At 56.4% G+C, this 17,557-nt stretch carries 16 protein-coding genes; 14 read left to right on the top strand and 2 right to left on the bottom strand.

The genetic code is table 11. The features are described from left to right. Window positions 1-26: 26 nt before the first annotated feature. The 7 genes from HRQ63_RS07790 (at window position 27) to HRQ63_RS07760 (ending at window position 5,962) form a co-directional block, all read left to right on the top strand. Window positions 27-2,177 carry an LPXTG cell wall anchor domain-containing protein gene (locus HRQ63_RS07790; protein ID WP_172241554.1) on the top strand — a complete coding sequence of 717 codons (2,151 nt, stop codon included), beginning with the start codon at window positions 27-29 and terminating at the stop codon, window positions 2,175-2,177. A gap of 209 nt (window positions 2,178-2,386) precedes the next feature. Further along, entirely contained in the window at window positions 2,387-2,674 is a 288-nt protein-coding gene (locus tag HRQ63_RS07785) for a Dabb family protein (RefSeq protein WP_172241551.1), read from the top strand. 109 nt (window positions 2,675-2,783) lie between these two features. After that, complete coding sequence (locus HRQ63_RS07780; RefSeq protein WP_172241548.1) at window positions 2,784-3,224, top strand: DUF86 domain-containing protein; 441 nt, start codon at window positions 2,784-2,786, stop codon at window positions 3,222-3,224. 39 nt (window positions 3,225-3,263) lie between these two features. Beyond that, window positions 3,264-4,370 (top strand): DUF4261 domain-containing protein, encoded by a 1,107-nt coding sequence (locus HRQ63_RS07775; protein ID WP_172241545.1) that lies wholly within the window; start codon window positions 3,264-3,266, stop codon window positions 4,368-4,370. Between the two features lie 147 nt (window positions 4,371-4,517). Further along, window positions 4,518-5,330: a glutamate racemase gene (gene racE / locus HRQ63_RS07770; protein WP_037282878.1), complete on the top strand. Its 813-nt coding sequence runs from the start codon at window positions 4,518-4,520 to the stop codon at window positions 5,328-5,330. 71 nt (window positions 5,331-5,401) lie between these two features. Beyond that, a complete protein-coding gene (locus tag HRQ63_RS07765; RefSeq protein WP_037282876.1) occupies window positions 5,402-5,707 on the top strand; it encodes an iron-sulfur cluster biosynthesis family protein in 306 nt (101 codons plus the stop codon). 27 nt (window positions 5,708-5,734) lie between these two features. Beyond that, a complete protein-coding gene (locus tag HRQ63_RS07760; protein WP_037282874.1) occupies window positions 5,735-5,962 on the top strand; it encodes a YuzB family protein in 228 nt (75 codons plus the stop codon). A 127-nt stretch (window positions 5,963-6,089) separates the two neighbouring features. Here the strand turns inward: HRQ63_RS07760 and HRQ63_RS07755 are convergent, their stop codons facing one another. Both HRQ63_RS07755 and HRQ63_RS07750 read right to left on the bottom strand, forming a co-directional pair. After that, a complete protein-coding gene (locus tag HRQ63_RS07755) occupies window positions 6,090-8,087 on the bottom strand; it encodes an LTA synthase family protein (RefSeq protein ID WP_172241542.1) in 1,998 nt (665 codons plus the stop codon). 12 nt (window positions 8,088-8,099) lie between these two features. Beyond that, window positions 8,100-9,245 (bottom strand): THUMP domain-containing class I SAM-dependent RNA methyltransferase, encoded by a 1,146-nt coding sequence (locus HRQ63_RS07750; RefSeq protein ID WP_172241539.1) that lies wholly within the window; start codon window positions 9,243-9,245, stop codon window positions 8,100-8,102. A gap of 252 nt (window positions 9,246-9,497) precedes the next feature. Here HRQ63_RS07750 and HRQ63_RS07745 point away from each other — a divergent pair, with 252 nt between their 5' ends. The 7 genes from HRQ63_RS07745 to HRQ63_RS07715 all read left to right on the top strand — a co-directional run bounded on the left by HRQ63_RS07745 (window position 9,498) and on the right by HRQ63_RS07715 (window position 17,521). Then, complete coding sequence (locus HRQ63_RS07745) at window positions 9,498-10,154, top strand: O-methyltransferase (RefSeq protein ID WP_172241536.1); 657 nt, start codon at window positions 9,498-9,500, stop codon at window positions 10,152-10,154. Window positions 10,155-10,338: 184 nt separating this feature from the next. Then, window positions 10,339-11,409 (top strand): uroporphyrinogen decarboxylase, encoded by a 1,071-nt coding sequence (gene hemE / locus HRQ63_RS07740; RefSeq protein WP_172241533.1) that lies wholly within the window; start codon window positions 10,339-10,341, stop codon window positions 11,407-11,409. A gap of 187 nt (window positions 11,410-11,596) precedes the next feature. Beyond that, window positions 11,597-12,550 carry a ferrochelatase gene (gene hemH / locus HRQ63_RS07735; protein WP_172241530.1) on the top strand — a complete coding sequence of 318 codons (954 nt, stop codon included), beginning with the start codon at window positions 11,597-11,599 and terminating at the stop codon, window positions 12,548-12,550. Further along, entirely contained in the window at window positions 12,543-13,970 is a 1,428-nt protein-coding gene (gene hemG, locus HRQ63_RS07730; RefSeq protein ID WP_172241527.1) for a protoporphyrinogen oxidase, read from the top strand. Before hemH ends, hemG begins: the two co-directional genes overlap by 8 nt. Window positions 13,971-14,236: 266 nt before the next feature. Next, a complete protein-coding gene (locus tag HRQ63_RS07725) occupies window positions 14,237-15,841 on the top strand; it encodes a CapA family protein (protein WP_229714273.1) in 1,605 nt (534 codons plus the stop codon). A 257-nt stretch (window positions 15,842-16,098) separates the two neighbouring features. Continuing rightward, complete coding sequence (locus HRQ63_RS07720; protein WP_172243369.1) at window positions 16,099-16,872, top strand: glycerophosphodiester phosphodiesterase; 774 nt, start codon at window positions 16,099-16,101, stop codon at window positions 16,870-16,872. A 28-nt stretch (window positions 16,873-16,900) separates the two neighbouring features. After that, the gene (locus HRQ63_RS07715) at window positions 16,901-17,521 is read left to right on the top strand and encodes a fumarylacetoacetate hydrolase family protein (RefSeq protein ID WP_172241524.1); all 621 of its coding nucleotides are present in this window, start codon (window positions 16,901-16,903) and stop codon (window positions 17,519-17,521) included. Window positions 17,522-17,557: the final 36 nt, after the last annotated feature.

Here is a 17,557-nt window from a genome sequence, read left to right as displayed (position 1 = left end):
AAAAAAATAAAAGGGAGCGATAACTAATGAAAAAGACGGTAAAAGCACTGATGACAACAGGATTTGCGGCAGTCACGCTCGTATTGGCTCAAGGAGCCGCATCGGCTGCGGACGTTACGACGACCGACAGCGGCGCGCCTCAGACGGAAAGCCGTTCGCTGCTGAACCTCAACGCCGACGGCCTGCTCGGTGATACGCTGCAAGTCGACGTATTGCCGAGTGAGACAAGCAACGCTGGAAGCAATGGTGCGGCAACGAATTACGATGCGCTGGTCAACGTAGATCTTGGCGGAGTGCTGGGCGATGATGTGCATGTCGGCGTACTGGAGAACGAAGAATCGAACACAACTTCGGGTGCGGCAACGGGAACGCCAGCCGCTGCAACGAGCACGGAATCGAGTTCACTCGTTAACGTGAACCTCGATGAAGTGTTGGGCGAAAATGTTCAGGTCGGCGTACTGGAGAACGAAGAATCCAACACAATCTCCGGTGCAACGACAGGAACGCCAGCCGCTACAACAAATACGGAATCGAGTTCACTCGTTAATGTAAACCTCGATGAAGTGTTGGGCGAAAGTGTCCAAGTCGGCGTACTGGAGAACGAAGAATCTAACGCAACTTCCGGTATAACGACAGGAACGCCAGCCGCTTCGACAAGCAGTGAATCGAGTTCACTGGTCAATGTGAACCTCGACGAAGTGCTGGGCGATACCGTTCACGTCGGCGTATTGGAAAACGAAGAATCCAACACAACCTCCGGTGCCGCGCCAGGAACGCCAGCCGCTTCGACAAGCAGTGAATCGAGTTCGCTGGTCAATGTGAACCTTGACGAAGTGCTGGGCGATACCGTTCACGTCGGCGTATTGGAAAATGAAGAATCCAACACGACTTCCGGTACAGCGCCAGGAACGCCAGCCGCTACAACCAACACGGAATCGAGTTCACTCGTTAACGTGAACCTCGACGAAGTGCTGGGCGATACCGTTCATGTCGGCGTATTGGAAAATGAAGCAACTAACACGAATTCGGGCGCAACCAATGGATCGAACCCGACAACGACGAACAACAGCTACGATTCCCTGTTGAACGTAGACCTTAACGAAGTTTTGGGCGACAATATTCATCTGGGCGTGCTGGAAAACGAGTCCAACAACGCGAACTCTGGTACGACGAATCCGGCAACGCAAAGCAATTCCGATTCTCTGCTGAACCTGAATCTCGACGATCTGCTCGGTAACGACGTCGGACTGACGGTTCTGGGCAACAATGATTCCGTGAACGGAGATGGAACGTCCAACAATTCCTCGCTGCTCGATCTGAACTTGAACGGCATTCTGCCGGGCGTTCAGGTGTCGGTGCTGGAAAGCTCTACATTTACTCCAGCAGTACCGGGAGGAAATAACGGAGGAACGACTCCGAATCCGGGTAACGGAGACGATGACGGCGGCACTACGCCAAACCCGGGTAACGGTGGGGACGATGATGGTGGAACAACGCCTAACCCAGGAACAGGCGGTAACGACGGCGGTACGACACCTAACCCAGGAACAGGCGGTAACGACGGCGGTACGACACCAAACCCGGGAACAGGCGGTAACGACGGCGGTACGACACCAAACCCGGGAACAGGCGGTAACGACGGCGGTACGACACCTAACCCAAGCACGGGCGGTAACGACGGCGGTACGACGCCGAACCCAGGCACGGGTGGTAACGACAGCGGAATCACGGTTGACGGCGTGGTCGCAGCATCCGTACCGGGAACCGTAATCGCGTCTTCGGGCAACACGCCAAGTGCGCTGCCTGCTGACGATGAAGACGGAGAATCGCTTGGAAACAACGTTACGACAGCTACAGCATCCGAAGGTGACGAGTTTGATGCATTGTCACCGGAAATGGATGAGAACCGCGGCGTGACGGATGGAACGATTGTAACAGCGGAGGCAGCGACGGCCGATATCGGAGAACGTCCCGTAACGATCGCAGCGACGCCAACCGCGGAAGTTTCGATGGACGCTGCGAAAACGGATACAGCGAACTCTGCGGCTTCGATGAATTGGACCGGCGTTTCCGAACTGCCTCAAACGGGAGAAGCCGGCAGCGACACGATGTTCTTGTACGCAGGCTTGCTGCTGATGGTATCCGGTGCTGCAATTCGTTTTCGTCGTTCGCGTTAATCGTTAAGGAAAACACTTGGCTTGAGCGGAGAAGGACCGTTTGTCGGAATCACGGCAAACGGTCTTTTTCTTTGCGCTGACTTTGACAAAGGACGACGCATTTTCGCTAAATCGCCGTGTTCGATTTTGGCTGTAACCGCTCTCCTTATGATATAGTTTCTTTATGAGCTTTTTTGAAGGTCAATTCAACGGTAGGGGAGATGAATACGATGATTAAACATATCGTCTTTTTTAAATTGAAAAACCGTTCGGCGGAAAGCGTAGCGGAGGCGGCAGACGTTTTGCGCAGCATGGAAGGCAAGATCGAGCAGCTCAAATCGCTGGAGATCGGAACGGATATCCTGCGCACGGAGCGCTCTTACGATATCGCGCTGACGGCTACCGTAGAGACGCTGGATGATCTGCAAGGCTATCAGGCGCATCCGGAACATCAGAAGATCATCGAATACATCAACGGCGTCAAAGAAGTCTCGTACGCTGTGGACTACGAAATCTGATATCGGTTTGCGCGATTGCCCTATATCGCAAAAAGACGAAACGCGAAAATCCAGGAACCGTGCGGCTTGCGAAACATCGGCCGCAGCGGATGCACAGGAGGAACCGGCATTGTATTACGTCAATCGGGAACAGATCGAGAAGCGTCTGCTGTCGCTGCCGCAGACGATCGAAGCGATGCGTCTGGTCGCCGCGCAGTGGGAGGGAACGCTCCTTCAAGGACTTGCGCAAGAGCGCGCTTTGCATCTGGCATTGGAAGCCGTCACGGATATCGGAAGCTATCTGATCGACGGATTCATCATGCGGGATGCAGGCAGTTACGAGGACATTATAGACATTATTCACGGGGAGACCGTGATCGACGACGAGCTGCACGAGATGCTGCTGCGACTGGTCAGGTTGCGTCGTCCGTTGGTGCAGGATTACTACGAATGGGATCGTAAAGCCCTGCACCCGTTGACGATGGAGCTGCCTGCCGCTTTGGAGCACTTTGCGGATCGGGTGAACCGGTATTTGCTTAGCGAGCTCGGCGGGAGCACCAAGCCGAACTGAGCAGGCGCGCCGGACAGACACGGAGGGGGAAGCAGACACATGGCCGATTCGGCAGGACAACAACCAAAAGAAGGCAAGAAAATGAAACCGGGATTCCTTCCGGTATATGCAGTCGAGTTATTATTCCGGGAGGAGCCGAAGCTGGAACCTTCGCGGATCTTTGAGCGGATTCATCAACGCATCCGCAAGACGGCGATCAACACGGGACCGTTTCGGGAGACGGAACAAGTGGAGAACGAGGCGCTGCGTCGCAAGGAGACGACCGGCAGCGATCGCTTCGAGCTGGCCGCCGTTTTTTATCATGGCGATTACACCGTGAATTTCACGGATGCGGAAGTGCCCGCGCAGACGAGAGTCTTCGAGCCCAGAGAGATTCGCGAGGATCTGAATTGGGAAGGCGTGCTTCAACAAAGCTGGAAATGGGAAGGCGGAGCGGAGCGGCTTGAAGAGTATCGGTATGCGGTAACGCTGTGCGATTGGTACGCGGCCATGCTGCCGTTTGAGCGTCGGATTGAGATGTTCCAGTCCGTCTTGGCAAGCGTGATCGAGACGACAGGCTGTGATGCGATCTATTGGCAGCCGAGCGGACAATTGATCGATGCGGGAACTTTCCTGGCCTCTTATCCGAACGAGCCGCTTTACGGGGCGCTGAACGTCAGAGTCTATCAGATGCAGCGGCAAAACGAAGTGCTGGTCGATACGCTCGGCTTGACCGCTCTCGGCGTGCCGGACATTCAGTGCCGGGTAGTGGATATGACGCCGGATCGGGTGATTCCAATGATCTACGGCGCCTCCTACTACGTTTACGGAAATGCAGGCGAAGCAGCAGACGGACAACTGCTCGGCGGCGCCGGACTCAGATGGCGCTGCGAGCGTCAGCGCTCCGTCCTGGCTCCCGAACGCGCGGTGATCGACCTCAATCCGGGCCATCCCCATTATGCCGGAACACAAACCGAAGATCCGGTCGGGTATGATAAGGATGAAGCGAACGCTTGGCAGGATGACGAAGAAGATTCAGGCTCGGGCTATCGGTTGCGGGAGGAAGACGGAACCGAGTTCCGCTCCGAGCGCGAATACCGAATGCAAGAGAATCGCCAGACTCCGCTAAGGCAAGATTCGCATTCGTCGACTTCCGAAGAGGAGTAATCGATTCGTCCAAAAGTTGCTTGCGGCGAGGGAGTCGCTTCGCTATGATAGAGTTTAGGCTTAATTTTAACCCCGGTCCACCTCTTGCGGCGTTTTGTCCGTACGAGGCGGATGTTCGGGAAAACGATATGAAGGAAGCGTGTACTCGTGCAGCAAGCTATTGCGATAATGGATTCGGGAGTCGGCGGCCTGACCGTGGCCAGAGAGGTCATGCGTCAATTGCCGAGAGAACAAATCATCTATTTCGGAGATACGGCGCGTACCCCTTACGGACCGCGCGATCTCATGGAAGTCCGCGCATTTACGGAGCAGATCGTTGATTATCTGATGACGTTCAATCCGAAAATGATCGTCATCGCCTGCAATACGGCCACCGCCGCTGCGCTCGATACGATTGCGGAGAAGGTGGATATTCCGGTTGTCGGCGTCATCCATCCGGGTGCCCGCGCGGCGATCAGCAAAGCAAACAACGGCATTATCGGAGTCATCGGCACAAAAGGAACAGTCGATAGCGGGGCATACGCCCAAGCGTTGAAACAGATCTCTCCTTTTGTCAATGTGGTCAGCCGTGCTTGTCCGTCGTTTGTTCCTTTGGTCGAGCAGGGGCATTTTAGCGGTCGGGCCACGTATGAGATCGTCAAAAACGAACTGCTCCCATTGCGTGCGCTGCCGCTCGATTGCCTGATTTTGGGCTGCACCCACTATCCGTTCCTTGCGGACACCATTCAGCGGGTAATGGGACCGTCCGTGAAGCTGATCAGTTCGGCGGAGGAGACGGCTCGCGAGGTCAGTACGATTTTGTATGAAAAAGGACAGTTGGAGACCGGCGATTCCATTCCCGAGCATCGGTTCCTGCACAGCGGAGAATCGGATATGTTCGAGAAAATCGCACAAAAGTGGCTGGCCGAGTATATCGCAAGAACGAAAGCCATTTGGCAGGTTGCATCCATGCAAGGTTGAGTGCTGCCTTTTGCTGCATCATTATTTTATGAAGAGCCGCGGTTTGAAACCGCAGGCGGGAGGAGTCTGTCATGAAGGTCAAAATTACGCGCAACGCTGCGAAGAAACTGCTGGAAGAGTTGAACAAGGAAGAAAACAAAGAAATGAACGTTCGCGTATTCATTACGCATTCGCACGGCGACCATGCCCACTACGGCATGGATCTGGATAAGCAAAAAGACGGCGACGAATTGGTTGCGACCGACAAGGACATCAGCGTTCTGGTCGATGCCAGCGAACCGCTGCTCGACGGAATCAAGATCGATTATCTGTACAGCACCCAGGAAGAAGGATTCGTGATCACGAATCCGTCGAAAGGCAACCACGGCGACCACTAAGAACCGCCGAAGAAGAAGGGAAGAATCATGGCTAACGATATTCGCGTTTGCGACAAATGTCAGCACGTGCGCATGAAGACCATCGTGCCGAAGCTGCAAAAAATGGCTCCCGATGCCGAGATCAAGGTCGGCTGCAAGTCGTACTGCGGTCCTTGCGGCAAACGGGCATTCGTCTTCATCAACGGCCGTTACGTCAGCGCTCCGACAGAAGCCGAAGTGCTGGAGAAGGTCGCGCCTTTTATTAAAAAATCATAATCGGTACGTCGCGGCTCGGCATTGAGCTGCGTGTATGGCCGATTTCCAAAAAGCCCCGAGTTCCGGATTGACGGAATTCGGGGCTTTTTATGGGATATTGCGAAAAAATTTGGCGCGGAGCGAGACGTTATTTTTTCAAATCCAGCGTCGGAATCAAATCTTTCGCCAGCACATCGTCCGAAATCGCCAGACGCTTTACCGCCTCGTCGTACCCTGCCCGTGCTTGTTCCACGTCGGTCGGTTGTCCGGTTGCGAGATCATAGCAGATTCCGTTTTCGAACATGCCGTCAGGAGAAGGTTCGTAGTAGATCTTGCCGTCGGTGAATGCGCCTGTTCGCAGCGCGACGAGTCGTTCCTGCTCGGAGTCGTTCAGCAGATTGCTGCCCATCAGCGCGTAATTCCCGGCATCCACTCCGAGCAGCGACAGCAGTGTAGGCATGATATCAAGCTGACCACCGGGCTGTTCGTAAGTGCCCGCCAGCTGTCCGTCCGGCAGGTGCATCAGCAGCGGGACTTGGCCCATCATCTGCGTGTACTCGAACTCCGACACTTCGCGTCCCAGTAATTTGCTTACGGATTCGCGCTCGTCGAGGGAGTAGTCATGGTCGCCGTAGAAGACGAAGATCGTATTGTCCCATAGCCCGTCGCTTTTCAACCGCTGCACCATATCGCCCAAAGCCGAATCGACGTAATGCACGGACTGCAAATAATCGCCGAACGTCGTGCCTTCAAACTCGCCGACCGGAAGCTTGTCTTCGTCTTTCAGTGCCAAATTATACGGATGATGGCTGCTGAGGCCGATCAGGAACGAGTAGAACGGCTCCGGCGTTTTTTCCATAAACCCGACAGACTGATTGAAGAACGAGCGATCCCCGAGCGACCAGCCGAGCGGTTCGTCGATCTCGTAATCTTTTTCCGTATAAAAACGATCGTAGCCCATCTCCTGATACATCCGATTCCGATTCCAGAAGCTGCCGTCGTAAGCGTGGAACACGTTGGCCGAATAGCCTTGTTCTTTCAGGATGGAAGGCAAAGTTTCGAATTCGTTGTCGGCGTACCGGATAAACACGGAACCCGAAGGCAGCGGATGCAGCGAGAAGTTGGCAGCAAGGTCGGCATCGGAGGTACGGCCTTGCCCGGTTTGCTGGTAAAAGTGATCAAAATACAGACTGTCCTTCATCAGCGCGTCGAGATTCGGCGTGATCGGCTGTCCGTTTACTTCTTTTCCGACAAAAAAGTTCATGAACGCCTCGCCTTGCACCATGACGACGTTGCTGCCTTTATACTGTCCTAGCAATTCCGCCGGACCTGTGCGAGACGCGCGGCCTTGCTGAAACCAGTCGCGTATTTCCGTCAGACGTTCATCCGATAACGATTGCCCTTTACCGATCGCGGTCTTCGCATAGCGGTAAGCGTCGATCGCGTGAAAGCCGAGCAGCCCGGTCACGTTGTACATGGACATGTTCCACCAGTTGTTTTCCAGCAGGTTTTTGGCCCAGGTCTGGGAAGCGTGTCGGATCGGGAAAAAGGCGGCGGAGAACCCGATGACCAGCACCAGAAGTCCGGCCGCAAATCGTTGGAGGAAACGGACGCTTCGGCGCGAAGACGACGGCGTACCCGTTCCGAGCGAGTACGCGGATGTGCCTGAGAAGACCCGAACATTTTTACGCAGTCTAGACCAGTCCCACAGCGCGGCGGCCAGAATCAGCGGCCAATCGGCGAACAGCCACAGGTCGCGCCAGCGCAGCAGTTCCGCGATGCTGCCGCCGAGTGATTCCACCTGCCCGGCTTGCAGCAGCACGGGAACCGTCAGAAAGTCGCCGAAGTAGCGGAAATAAACGAGGTCTGCGAAGATCAGCGCCGTCAGCAGCAGGTCTAGCAGTGCCAATGCCCATAAGCGAGCGCGCACAGGCAGCCAGAATACCCAAAACGAGAGAGCCAGCACACAGCCCGCCGCGATCAGAAAATCCGTAGCGCCCATATTGATGTACGGAAGGTGCAGATTGCCGTGCAGCAGACGCAGCTTGCCCAGCATAAGAATCACGAACAACACGTAAACGATAGAGGTAAAGAGAAGACCCGGCTTGGGGCCGGGTCTTGTCGATAAAGAATTCAATATTCGCAACGTAGTCACTCCTTAACGACGGGGAGGCAGAGGTCCCAAGAACTGCAGGAACTGACACTCGATCCGTCCGTTGAACAGCTTGCGGCGCTTGTCGGCTTTTTTGCCGAAGTTTTGCTCGAAGTTCTCGGTCGGGGTAATCGCGAAGAACGACCAGTCCTGCAGATCGAGCGCGGCGCGTCCGAGCTGGCGGATCATTTTCTCGACTTCCTCTTCTTCGCTGAGACGTTCGCCGTAAGGCGGGTTGGTGATCACGCAGCCGAATTTGCCTTCCGCTTTGAAGCGGGCGACAGGCTGGACGCTAAACGAAATCTCGGTGCCGAGACCCGCGCGTTTGGCCGAAGCTTTGGCGATCTCGACCGCTTCCGGATCGATATCGCTGCCGCCGATGTTCAGCGGAATCTCGTCGCGCACTGCGTCGAACGCTTCGTCGCGCGCTTGGCTCCACAGTTCCTCCGGCACGAAATCCCAACGTTCGGACGGGAAGCTGCGGCGCAGGCCCGGCGCGATGTTCCAGCCGATCAGCGCCGCTTCGATCGGCAGCGTGCCGGAACCGCAGAACGGATCGTAGAACGGACGGTGGGGGCCCCAGCGGCTGAGCAGGATTAGCGCGGCGGCCATCGTTTCTTTCAACGGCGCTTCGACGGTCGTTTTGCGGTAGCCGCGTTTGTGCAGCGAAGGGCCGGTCGTGTCGAGCGTGATCGTGGCGATATCGTTCAGCATCGTCACTTCGAGCGTGAACAGCGGACCGTCTTCGTTGAACCATTCGGTGCCGTACGATTCCCGCATTTTCTCGACGACCGCTTTTTTCGTCACGGATTGGCAGGCGGGAACGCTGGACAGCTGCGATTTGTGCGAGCGTCCGTTGACCGGGAATTCGCCGTACTCCGGGATGAAGGCGGCCCAATCGACGGCTTTGACGCCTTGGAACAGTTCTTCGAACGTGACGGCCGGGAATTCGGCCATTTTGATCAGGACGCGATCGGCGGTGCGCAGCCACAAGTTGGCGCGGCAAATATCGGCAGGCGTGCCGGTGAAGGTGACGCGGCCGTTTTCCGTGCGGGCATCGGCGTAGCCGAGGTCTTTCAATTCGCGTGCGACGACCGCTTCGATGCCCATGGCACAAGTCGCGATCAAGGTTAATTGTTCAGGAATTCTCATAAGTTCAGCTCCGTTTATTAAAGGTGAAAGCAGGCGGTAAAGATCCGCGGCGCAGCGAAGAAAATCGGTTAAGCCGCTTGTGAAGCCTGCGATAAAATCGTACAATGATCAGATGAAGACAGACGTGTCCGGGCGCAATATGCGCTTCCGGGGGTATTCGTGCGCCCAATGCTCAATCTAGTATAGGGGAACACTGCTGCGGTTACAATATATTCGGAAACAATGGATAAGCGAAAACGGAGAGTGAATAAAATGAACGACTTGCATACGAGCGCTTCGGCTGCCGAAATTTATATGGACGATCTCGCCCGCGAGGACGACCTTTTAATCAGAATCAAGGAAAGAATCCACGCCGCGAAAATGCCGGACGTGTCGGTAGCGCCGGGATACGGCAAAATGCTGACGCTGCTGGTGACGTTGACGGGGGCGAAGCGCATTTTGGAAATCGGCGCGCTCGGCGGATACAGCGCGATCTGCATGGCTCGCGGCATGGCGGAAGGCGGCTCGATCACTTCGCTGGAGATTCGGCCCGATTATGCGGAAGTCGCGAAAAACCATCTGATCGAAGCGGGCTTCGGCGATCGGACGCGTTACATGATCGGACCTGCGGTGGACAGCTTGGAGCAGTTGAAGGCGGCCGGCGAGAAATTCGACTTCTTTTTTATCGACGCGGACAAATTGAACTACCTGAACTATCTGGATATGGCGATCGAAATGGCGAATCCGGGCGCGGTAATCGTGGCGGACAATCTGCTGCTGCGCGGACGCACGCTGAATTTCGAGCGCAACGGTCCGGCGATTCAAATCGTGCGCGAATTCAACCGCCGCATGGCGGACGACCCGAGATTGCTCGGAACGCTGCTGCCTGCTTACGACGGATTGGCGATCGCAATGGTGAAGAATAAGTGAACGTTGAATGAGAAAATGCCCGAAGCGGTTTCCAAACGGCTGCTTCGGGTGGATAATATATAGGTAGGAAAACGTCAAACAATCGTCGCAATCCTAGCTTGTGACAAACGTTTCAAAAGCGCATAATTAAAATTGAATGTATTTTATAGACCGTTATCAACCGATATTGGAGGCTCTCGTCGACATGACTTATAATGATCGTTTTATCCGGGCCTGTTATGGTCAAGAGGTCGATCGTCTGCCTGTCTGGTACATGAGACAGGCCGGCCGATACGACCCGGAATACCGCAAAATCAAAGAAAACTATTCGCTTCTCGAAATTTGCCGCCAACCGGAACTTGCGGCCGAAGTCACGCTGATGCCGGTGCGCAAGCTGGGCGTGGACGCGGCCATTTTGTATTCGGACATCATGAATCCGGTTGCCTCGCTGGGCATCGATTTCGATATCGTGAAAGACGTCGGTCCGGTCATCGACAATCCGATCCGGGATCTCGCCGACGTGGAGCGCCTGCGCCCGATCGACGTCGAAGGCGATCTCGGCCACGTGCTGGAAACGATCCGGATACTGGACCGCGAGCTGGACGTGCCGCTGATCACGTTCGCCGGGGCTCCTTTTACCATCGCCAGTTACCTGATCGAAGGACGTCCGTCGAAAAATTACATCCGCACCAAAACGATGATGTACAGCGAGCCGAAAACCTGGTTCGCGCTCATGGACAAGCTGGGCGACATGGTGATCGCTTATCTGCGCGCGCACGTGCAAAACGGCGGCAAAGCGTTCCAGGTGTTCGATAGTTGGGTGGGCGCGCTGTCTCCGGCGGACTTTGCCCATTACGTGCTGCCGACGATCACGCGAATCTTCGACGAGCTGTCGGCAATGCCGGAAATGCAGAACGTGCCGAAGATTTACTTCCCGGGTGTCGCTTCGGGCGAGCTGCTGCCGACATTGCGCGGACTGAAAGCCAACGTGATCGGACTGGATTGGCGCGTATCGATTGCCGAAGGCCGCCGAAGACTGGGACCGGGCTATGCCGTGCAAGGGAATCTCGATCCGTTCGTGTTGACCGGACCGCAAGAACTCATTCACGAGCGCGCCGCGAAAATTATCGATGAAGGCGTGCAGCAGCCCGGATACATTTTCAACCTGGGGCACGGCCTGTTCCCGGAAGCTTCGCTGGACAAGCTGCGCGAGCTGACCGGATACGTGCATGAATACTCGGCTCAGGCGCTGTCGCGCGTTATCTCTAGGGGTTAAATAGTTAAATAAAGGAAAGAAACGACAATACGGCGGGAATCCGCATGCAAGTGCGTCATCAAGGCACTCGCGGCTTTTCGCGGTTTGCATAACGTTAACGCTTCAACCAAAAGATCGTACGGACGCGAAAAAAGGTCCCGGAGCGGCCGAAGCCGACTCCTATCATGGCAAGAGAGGGGAAATCAAGTTGAAGAAAAAAATCGGAGTACTCGTCATGTCTTACGGAACGCCAAAAAGTCTGGACGACGTCGAAGCGTACTACACCCATATCCGCAGAGGCAACCCGCCCGCGCCGGAGCAGCTCAAAGAACTGAAAGACCGCTACGAAGCGATCGTGGGCGGCGTGTTCCCGCTGCGCGAAAATACCGATCGTCAGGTCGAAGGCATTCAGGCCGAGCTGGACCGCCTGGAACTGCCGGACGCGGAATTCGTGTGTTATCAAGGCTTGAAGCACGCGCATCCGTTTATCGAAGACGGCGTGCGCAACATGGCGGCCGACGGGATTGCCGAAGCGGTCGGCATCGTGCTCGCTCCGCATTATTCGACGATGAGCGTGGGCAGCTACATCAAGCGCGCGAAAGAAACGGCGGAAGAGACCGGAGTCAAGATGAGCTTTATCGAAAGCTACCACCTGCATCCGAAACTGATCGAAGCGTTCTCGAAGCGCGTGTCGGCCAAGCTGGACGCGTTCGTGGAAAGCGGCGCGCCGCGCGATGAAGTCAAAGTGCTGTTCAGTGCGCACAGCCTGCCGGAACGCATCCTGTCGATCGGCGATCCGTACCGCGACCAGCTGCTGGAAACGTCGGAAGCGGTCGCGGCCGCGGCAGGCGTGACCAACTGGCAGTTCACGTGGCAGAGCGCCGGACGCACGGCGGAGCCTTGGCTCGGTCCGGACGTGCTGGATACGATGAAGGAGCTGTCGGAAAAAGAAGTTCGCTATATGCTGGTGTCGCCGCTCGGCTTCGTGTCGGATCACCTGGAAGTGTTGTACGATTTGGATATCGAAGCGCAGGACGTGGCCGCGGAGCTGGACGTTCGCCTGATGCGCATCGATTCGCTGAACACCGATCCGCTGTACATGCAGACGATAGCCGACTGCATCGTGACCGAATGCAAAAAAGGGGCGCTGGTTCATGGCTGAACAGCGTAACGTCGTCATCATCGGCGGAGGCCTTACGGGCCTCAGCGCCGCCTTTTACACCCGAAACTTCCTGCGCCAAGCCGGCTTCGAGCCGAACGTGACCGTGCTGGAAAAAGGGAATGCATGGGGCGGGAAGATCGAGACGCTGCACAAGGAAGGCTTCGTTATCGAAAAAGGCCCGGATTCGTTCCTGGCGCGCAAGACGGCGATGGTCGACCTGGCAAAAGAGCTCGAGATCGATCATGATCTGGTGACGACCAACCCGGATGCCAAAAAAACTTACCTGCTGCATAAAGGCAAGCTGCACGAGATGCCTTCGGGACTCGTGCTCGGCATTCCGACGCAAATCAAGCCGTTTCTCGCAAGCAAGCTGGTCTCGCCCGCGGGCAAGTTGCGCGCGTTGATGGATTATATGCTGCCGCCGCGCCGGAGCGAAGAAGACGAATCATTGGGCAACTTCATCGAGCGCAGGCTGGGACACGAAGTATTGGAAAACGTGACCGAGCCGCTGCTTGCGGGTATTTACGCAGGCGATACGCGCAGCTTGAGTCTGGAATCGACGTTCCCGCAGTTCGGCGCGGTCGAACGCGAACACGGAAGCCTGATCCGGGGCATGATGACGGGGCGCAAGCCGGTGGAGACGCATACGGGCACGAAAAAGAGCATGTTCCTGACTTTCCGCCAAGGGCTGCAAAGCTTGATTCATGCTTTGATCACGGAGCTGTCGGGAACGGTCGATCTGCGATTGAACACGGGAGCCTCTTCGATCCGCAAGCGGCCGGAAGGCGGCTACGACGTGGAGTTGGAGGACGGAAGTCTGCTTGCCGCGGACTCTATCGTGGCGACTACGCCGACCTTTGCCACATCGAGGCTGCTGTCGCCTCACGTGGACGCGTCGGCGCTGGATGCGATAAATTACGTGTCGGTGGCGAACGTCGTGTTGGCCTTCGATAAAAAGGATATCCGAACGACGTTCGACGGATCGGGCTTCCTGGTTCCGCGCAAAGAAAAACGTACGATTACCGCCTGCACCTGGACATCGACCAAGTGGCTGCACACCAGCGCGGACGACAAAGTGCTGATGCGCTGTTACGTAGGACGGGCCGGCGAGCAGGAAGCGTTGAAGCAGGATGACGCCGGATTGGTAGAGTTGGTTCGCAAAGATATTCTCGATCTGATGGATATCGATGCACAGCCGCTGTTCACCGAAGTGACGCGCTTGAACAACTCCATGCCGCAGTACCCGGTAGGTCACAAGCAGCAAATCGCCAATTTGCGTGAGCAAATGGCGCAAGAACTGCCGGGGGTTTATATTGCCGGAGCCGGTTACGACGGTGTAGGTTTGCCGGATTGTATTCGTCAGGCGAAAGAGATTTCGACGGAAATGGCGAGCGCGGTTCCGGCGATGTCTGCGGTGTGAGAGGCAGAAAGCGAGCGTAAACGAGCAGCAGATTGAGACAACGAGCAAAAAGCTGTTTGTTTTGCGAAAAGCGTCTGTTTTTATTCCCGAAAATGAAATCAGGCGCAAGCCGTTTCCGTTATCTTCAGGATAAGGAGGCGGCTTTTTTCGTTTTTGCGGGCGCTTATTCTCCTTCTGCCGGATAACCTGCTATAATGAAGAATAGTTTTCGATATCGGTTGTACGTTTTGAGAAATGCCCGAATAAGCTGAAGGAGATTCCACGTCTTGAATGATTCCCCGCGTTCGAGAAGCACTCGAACCCAAAAAGCCCGGAAGCGCAAGCGCCGGGTATTGTTGACGGTTAATTTGATATTGGCGGTATTGGTGGTTGCAGGCGGCGCGCTGGTGTATGCGCGCGAACATGCTGCCAGAGAAGCCGGCACGGCTGCGGCTTTGCGCGCGGCAGCCGCGCAGAATGAATCTGCGCTGGCTTCCGCGGCCGGGATCGCGGAAGAGCCGGGCTTGGCGGACGAAGAATTATCGTCCGGGGGTCAAGAGCCGGCCGCTTCCGAAGCGGCGGCCGGGGAGCAGATCGGCAGCGATGCAGCCGATCCGGAAGAGCCGTCCGGCACGGATACGCAGCCGGACGTGGAGTCTCCGGCCGAAGACGAGGCCGGAGACGAGGCCGGAGACGGGCTGCCGAACGGCGGCGAAGCGGATTCCGAAGACGGGAATCCGCCTCTGACCGTCGGTTCCGCCATAGGCGCGGCCGTGCCGTCGGCAGGCGACCTGGCCGACGAGTTGCGTGCTGACGATGCAGGCGATGCTCAGCCGCAAGACGAAGACGTTTCGTCTGGAACGGAAACCGAAGACCAGGCTGCCGACTTCGAGGCGACGGCTGTTCCCGAGCCGCAAGACGTCGCGGCTTCGTCCAAGACAGACAGTGGCAAGGTCGTCAACCTCACCTTTGCCGGAGACGTGATTTTTTCCGGCAAGGTACAGTCGTTGTTAGAGCAGGAAGGCTACGCCTACCCGTACGCTTATGTGCAAAAGCGGTTTAAAAACGACGATTTGACGGTTATAAACCTTGAAACGCCGGTTACGGCGCTGAGCACGACGGGGGCGGACAAATCGTTCGTGTTCAAGTCGTCGCCGAAGGCGCTTGGTCCTTTGAAGGATGCGGGCGTGGATGTCGTCAATCTGGCGAACAACCATACGCTCGATCAGGGAATCAAAGGGTTATTGGATACGATCAAGAACCTGGACGCAGCAGGCATCGCGCATGTCGGGGCAGGCAAAGACGCTTCGGCCGCTTATGCTCCGGTCTATGTCGAACGCAAAGGCATCAAGATCGCGATCGTCGGCGTCAGCCGCGTGCTTCCGGAAACGAATTGGGCCGCGGGCCCGGATCATCCCGGCGCGGCAAGCGCCTACGATCCGAAAGCCGCCGCCCGAGCCGTAGCGGAAGCTCGCAAACATGCGGATGTCGTGGTCGCGATCGCGCACTGGGGCAAAGAACGGGTCGATATGCCCGACGAAAATCAGAAAGCATTGGCGCACGCCATGATCGACGCCGGAGCGGATCTGATTGTCGGCGGTCACGCGCACGTGCTGCAAGGCTTCGAGCCGTACAAAGGCAAGTGGATCGCATACGGAACCGGCAACTTTATTTTCACCAAATCCGCGACGGCCAAGACGTGGGAAACCGGCGTTTTCCAGGCGGAGTGCAGCAAAAACGGCGATTGCTCGATGAAGCTGGTTCCGTATTGGGCCGAGCTGGGTCGTCCGGTTCCGATGCAGAAGGCGGATGCGCAGAAGCTGCTGAAGCGTATCGATAATCTGTCGCCCGGCGTACGGATCGATGCCGACGGACAGGTTCGCGCGAATTGACGAGTACTCTGTATCGGATGAATGTACGGTTACGCTCGTCCGAAACGCACTAGACCCATGTGCGTTTCGGCCAAACGTAAACCTACTATTTGAGTGATACAGAGTACTAGTACCTTGACCGCTTAAGAGGTTAGGTTACGCCCCTCGAAAACCCGCTTGAAGCGTGCGGGTTTCCGATGAACGCAAACCTTAGATTTGATGCGGTCAAGGTACTAGGGTATTCGGTTAAATGTTCGCGGGAGATGACGAATCGGATGTTGAATAATCGCTGCGTCGCGCACCGGGGATTTTCGGGCGCGGCGCCTGAAAATACGCTGGCCGCGATGCGGCTGGCGATGAAGATACGGGAAGTCGAATGGATCGAAATCGACGTTCAGCTGTCGAGCGACGGCGTGCCGGTGGTCATCCATGACTTTACGCTCGGCCGTACGGCGGGAGGTAGCGGGATCGTCCGCGATCATACATTGGCCGAGCTGAAAAAAATGGACGCCGGGCGTTGGAAATCCCGCTGGTATGCCGGAGAACGGATTCCGACGCTCGGCGAGCTGCTGGACGAGGTTCGCGGACGATTGAAGGTCAACATCGAACTGAAAGCCAAAGCGGACAGCTATACGGGACTTGCGGCGGCCGTGTTGAAAGAGGTCGCGCTGCGCAAGATGGAGCAGGACGTGGTCTTGACCTCTTTTATTCCTGACGCGCTGCTTGAAGCCCGTGCTCTCGCACCGGGTGTGCGCCGCGGACTGATTATCGATACTCGTCCTCCGGATCTGGAGCAGAGACTGGAAGAATGCGGCTGCAAGCTGCTATCGATCGCGCATGGAAAAGTGGATGCGGCGTTCGTCCGCTCGACGATCGAACGCGGCATCGACGTCATGGTCTGGACGGTGGATCATATCCGCCGCATGCGCGAACTCGGCTCCATGCACCCGGATCTGATGATCTGCACGAACCGGCCGGATCGCTGGCAGCTCGCGCGCAAGCTGCCGGAGATCCGCGAACGGGCGATATGGCGTCGCTGGATGCCTTTTTAACTCAAAATGATGAAGGTGGGGATTTTCAATGATCGCTGTCAATAATGTGTACTGCGTAGGACGCAATTATAAAAAGCATGCCGAAGAACTGGGTAACGACGTTCCTTCCGAACCGATGATCTTCCTCAAGCCGTCCCATGCCATCTGCGCGCTGGACGACGGAACGATCGCTTTGCCGCAAAATGCGGGCGAGGTTCATTTCGAGACGGAGCTTGTGCTGCGGATCGGCCGTGCGTACGAGCCGGGCATCAAAGTTGAAGACATCGTCGCTTCCGTCGCGCTAGGCATCGACTTCACGCTGCGCGACGTCCAATCGAAGATCAAGGCCAAAGGGCATCCGTGGACCGCGGCCAAAGGCTTCCGCAACTCCGCTCCGTTGACGCAAGAGATCGAATTCCCGGGTTTGGACGCGTTGAACGAAGCTTGGTTCTCGCTGCGCAAAAACGGCGAAGTCGTGCAGCGCGGCAGCATCACCAACATGATCTTCGACCTGCAAACGTTGATCGATTACATCGGGGAGCACTACGGCCTCGGCGAAGGCGACCTGATCTATACCGGCACGCCGGAAGGCGTCGGTCCGACGGTTGCGGGCGACGTGCTGGAGCTGTATTGGAACGAAGAAAAATGGGGCGGCTGCACCGTCGGCTAATAGACGGCGAATGCGGATTCCGCGCGGGAGGCGTAT

Origin of the sequence: Saccharibacillus endophyticus (assembly GCF_013185185.1) — a bacterium.
Classification (GTDB): Bacteria; Bacillota; Bacilli; order Paenibacillales; family Paenibacillaceae; genus Saccharibacillus; species Saccharibacillus endophyticus.
This window is presented reverse-complemented; position numbering and strand designations above follow the sequence as displayed.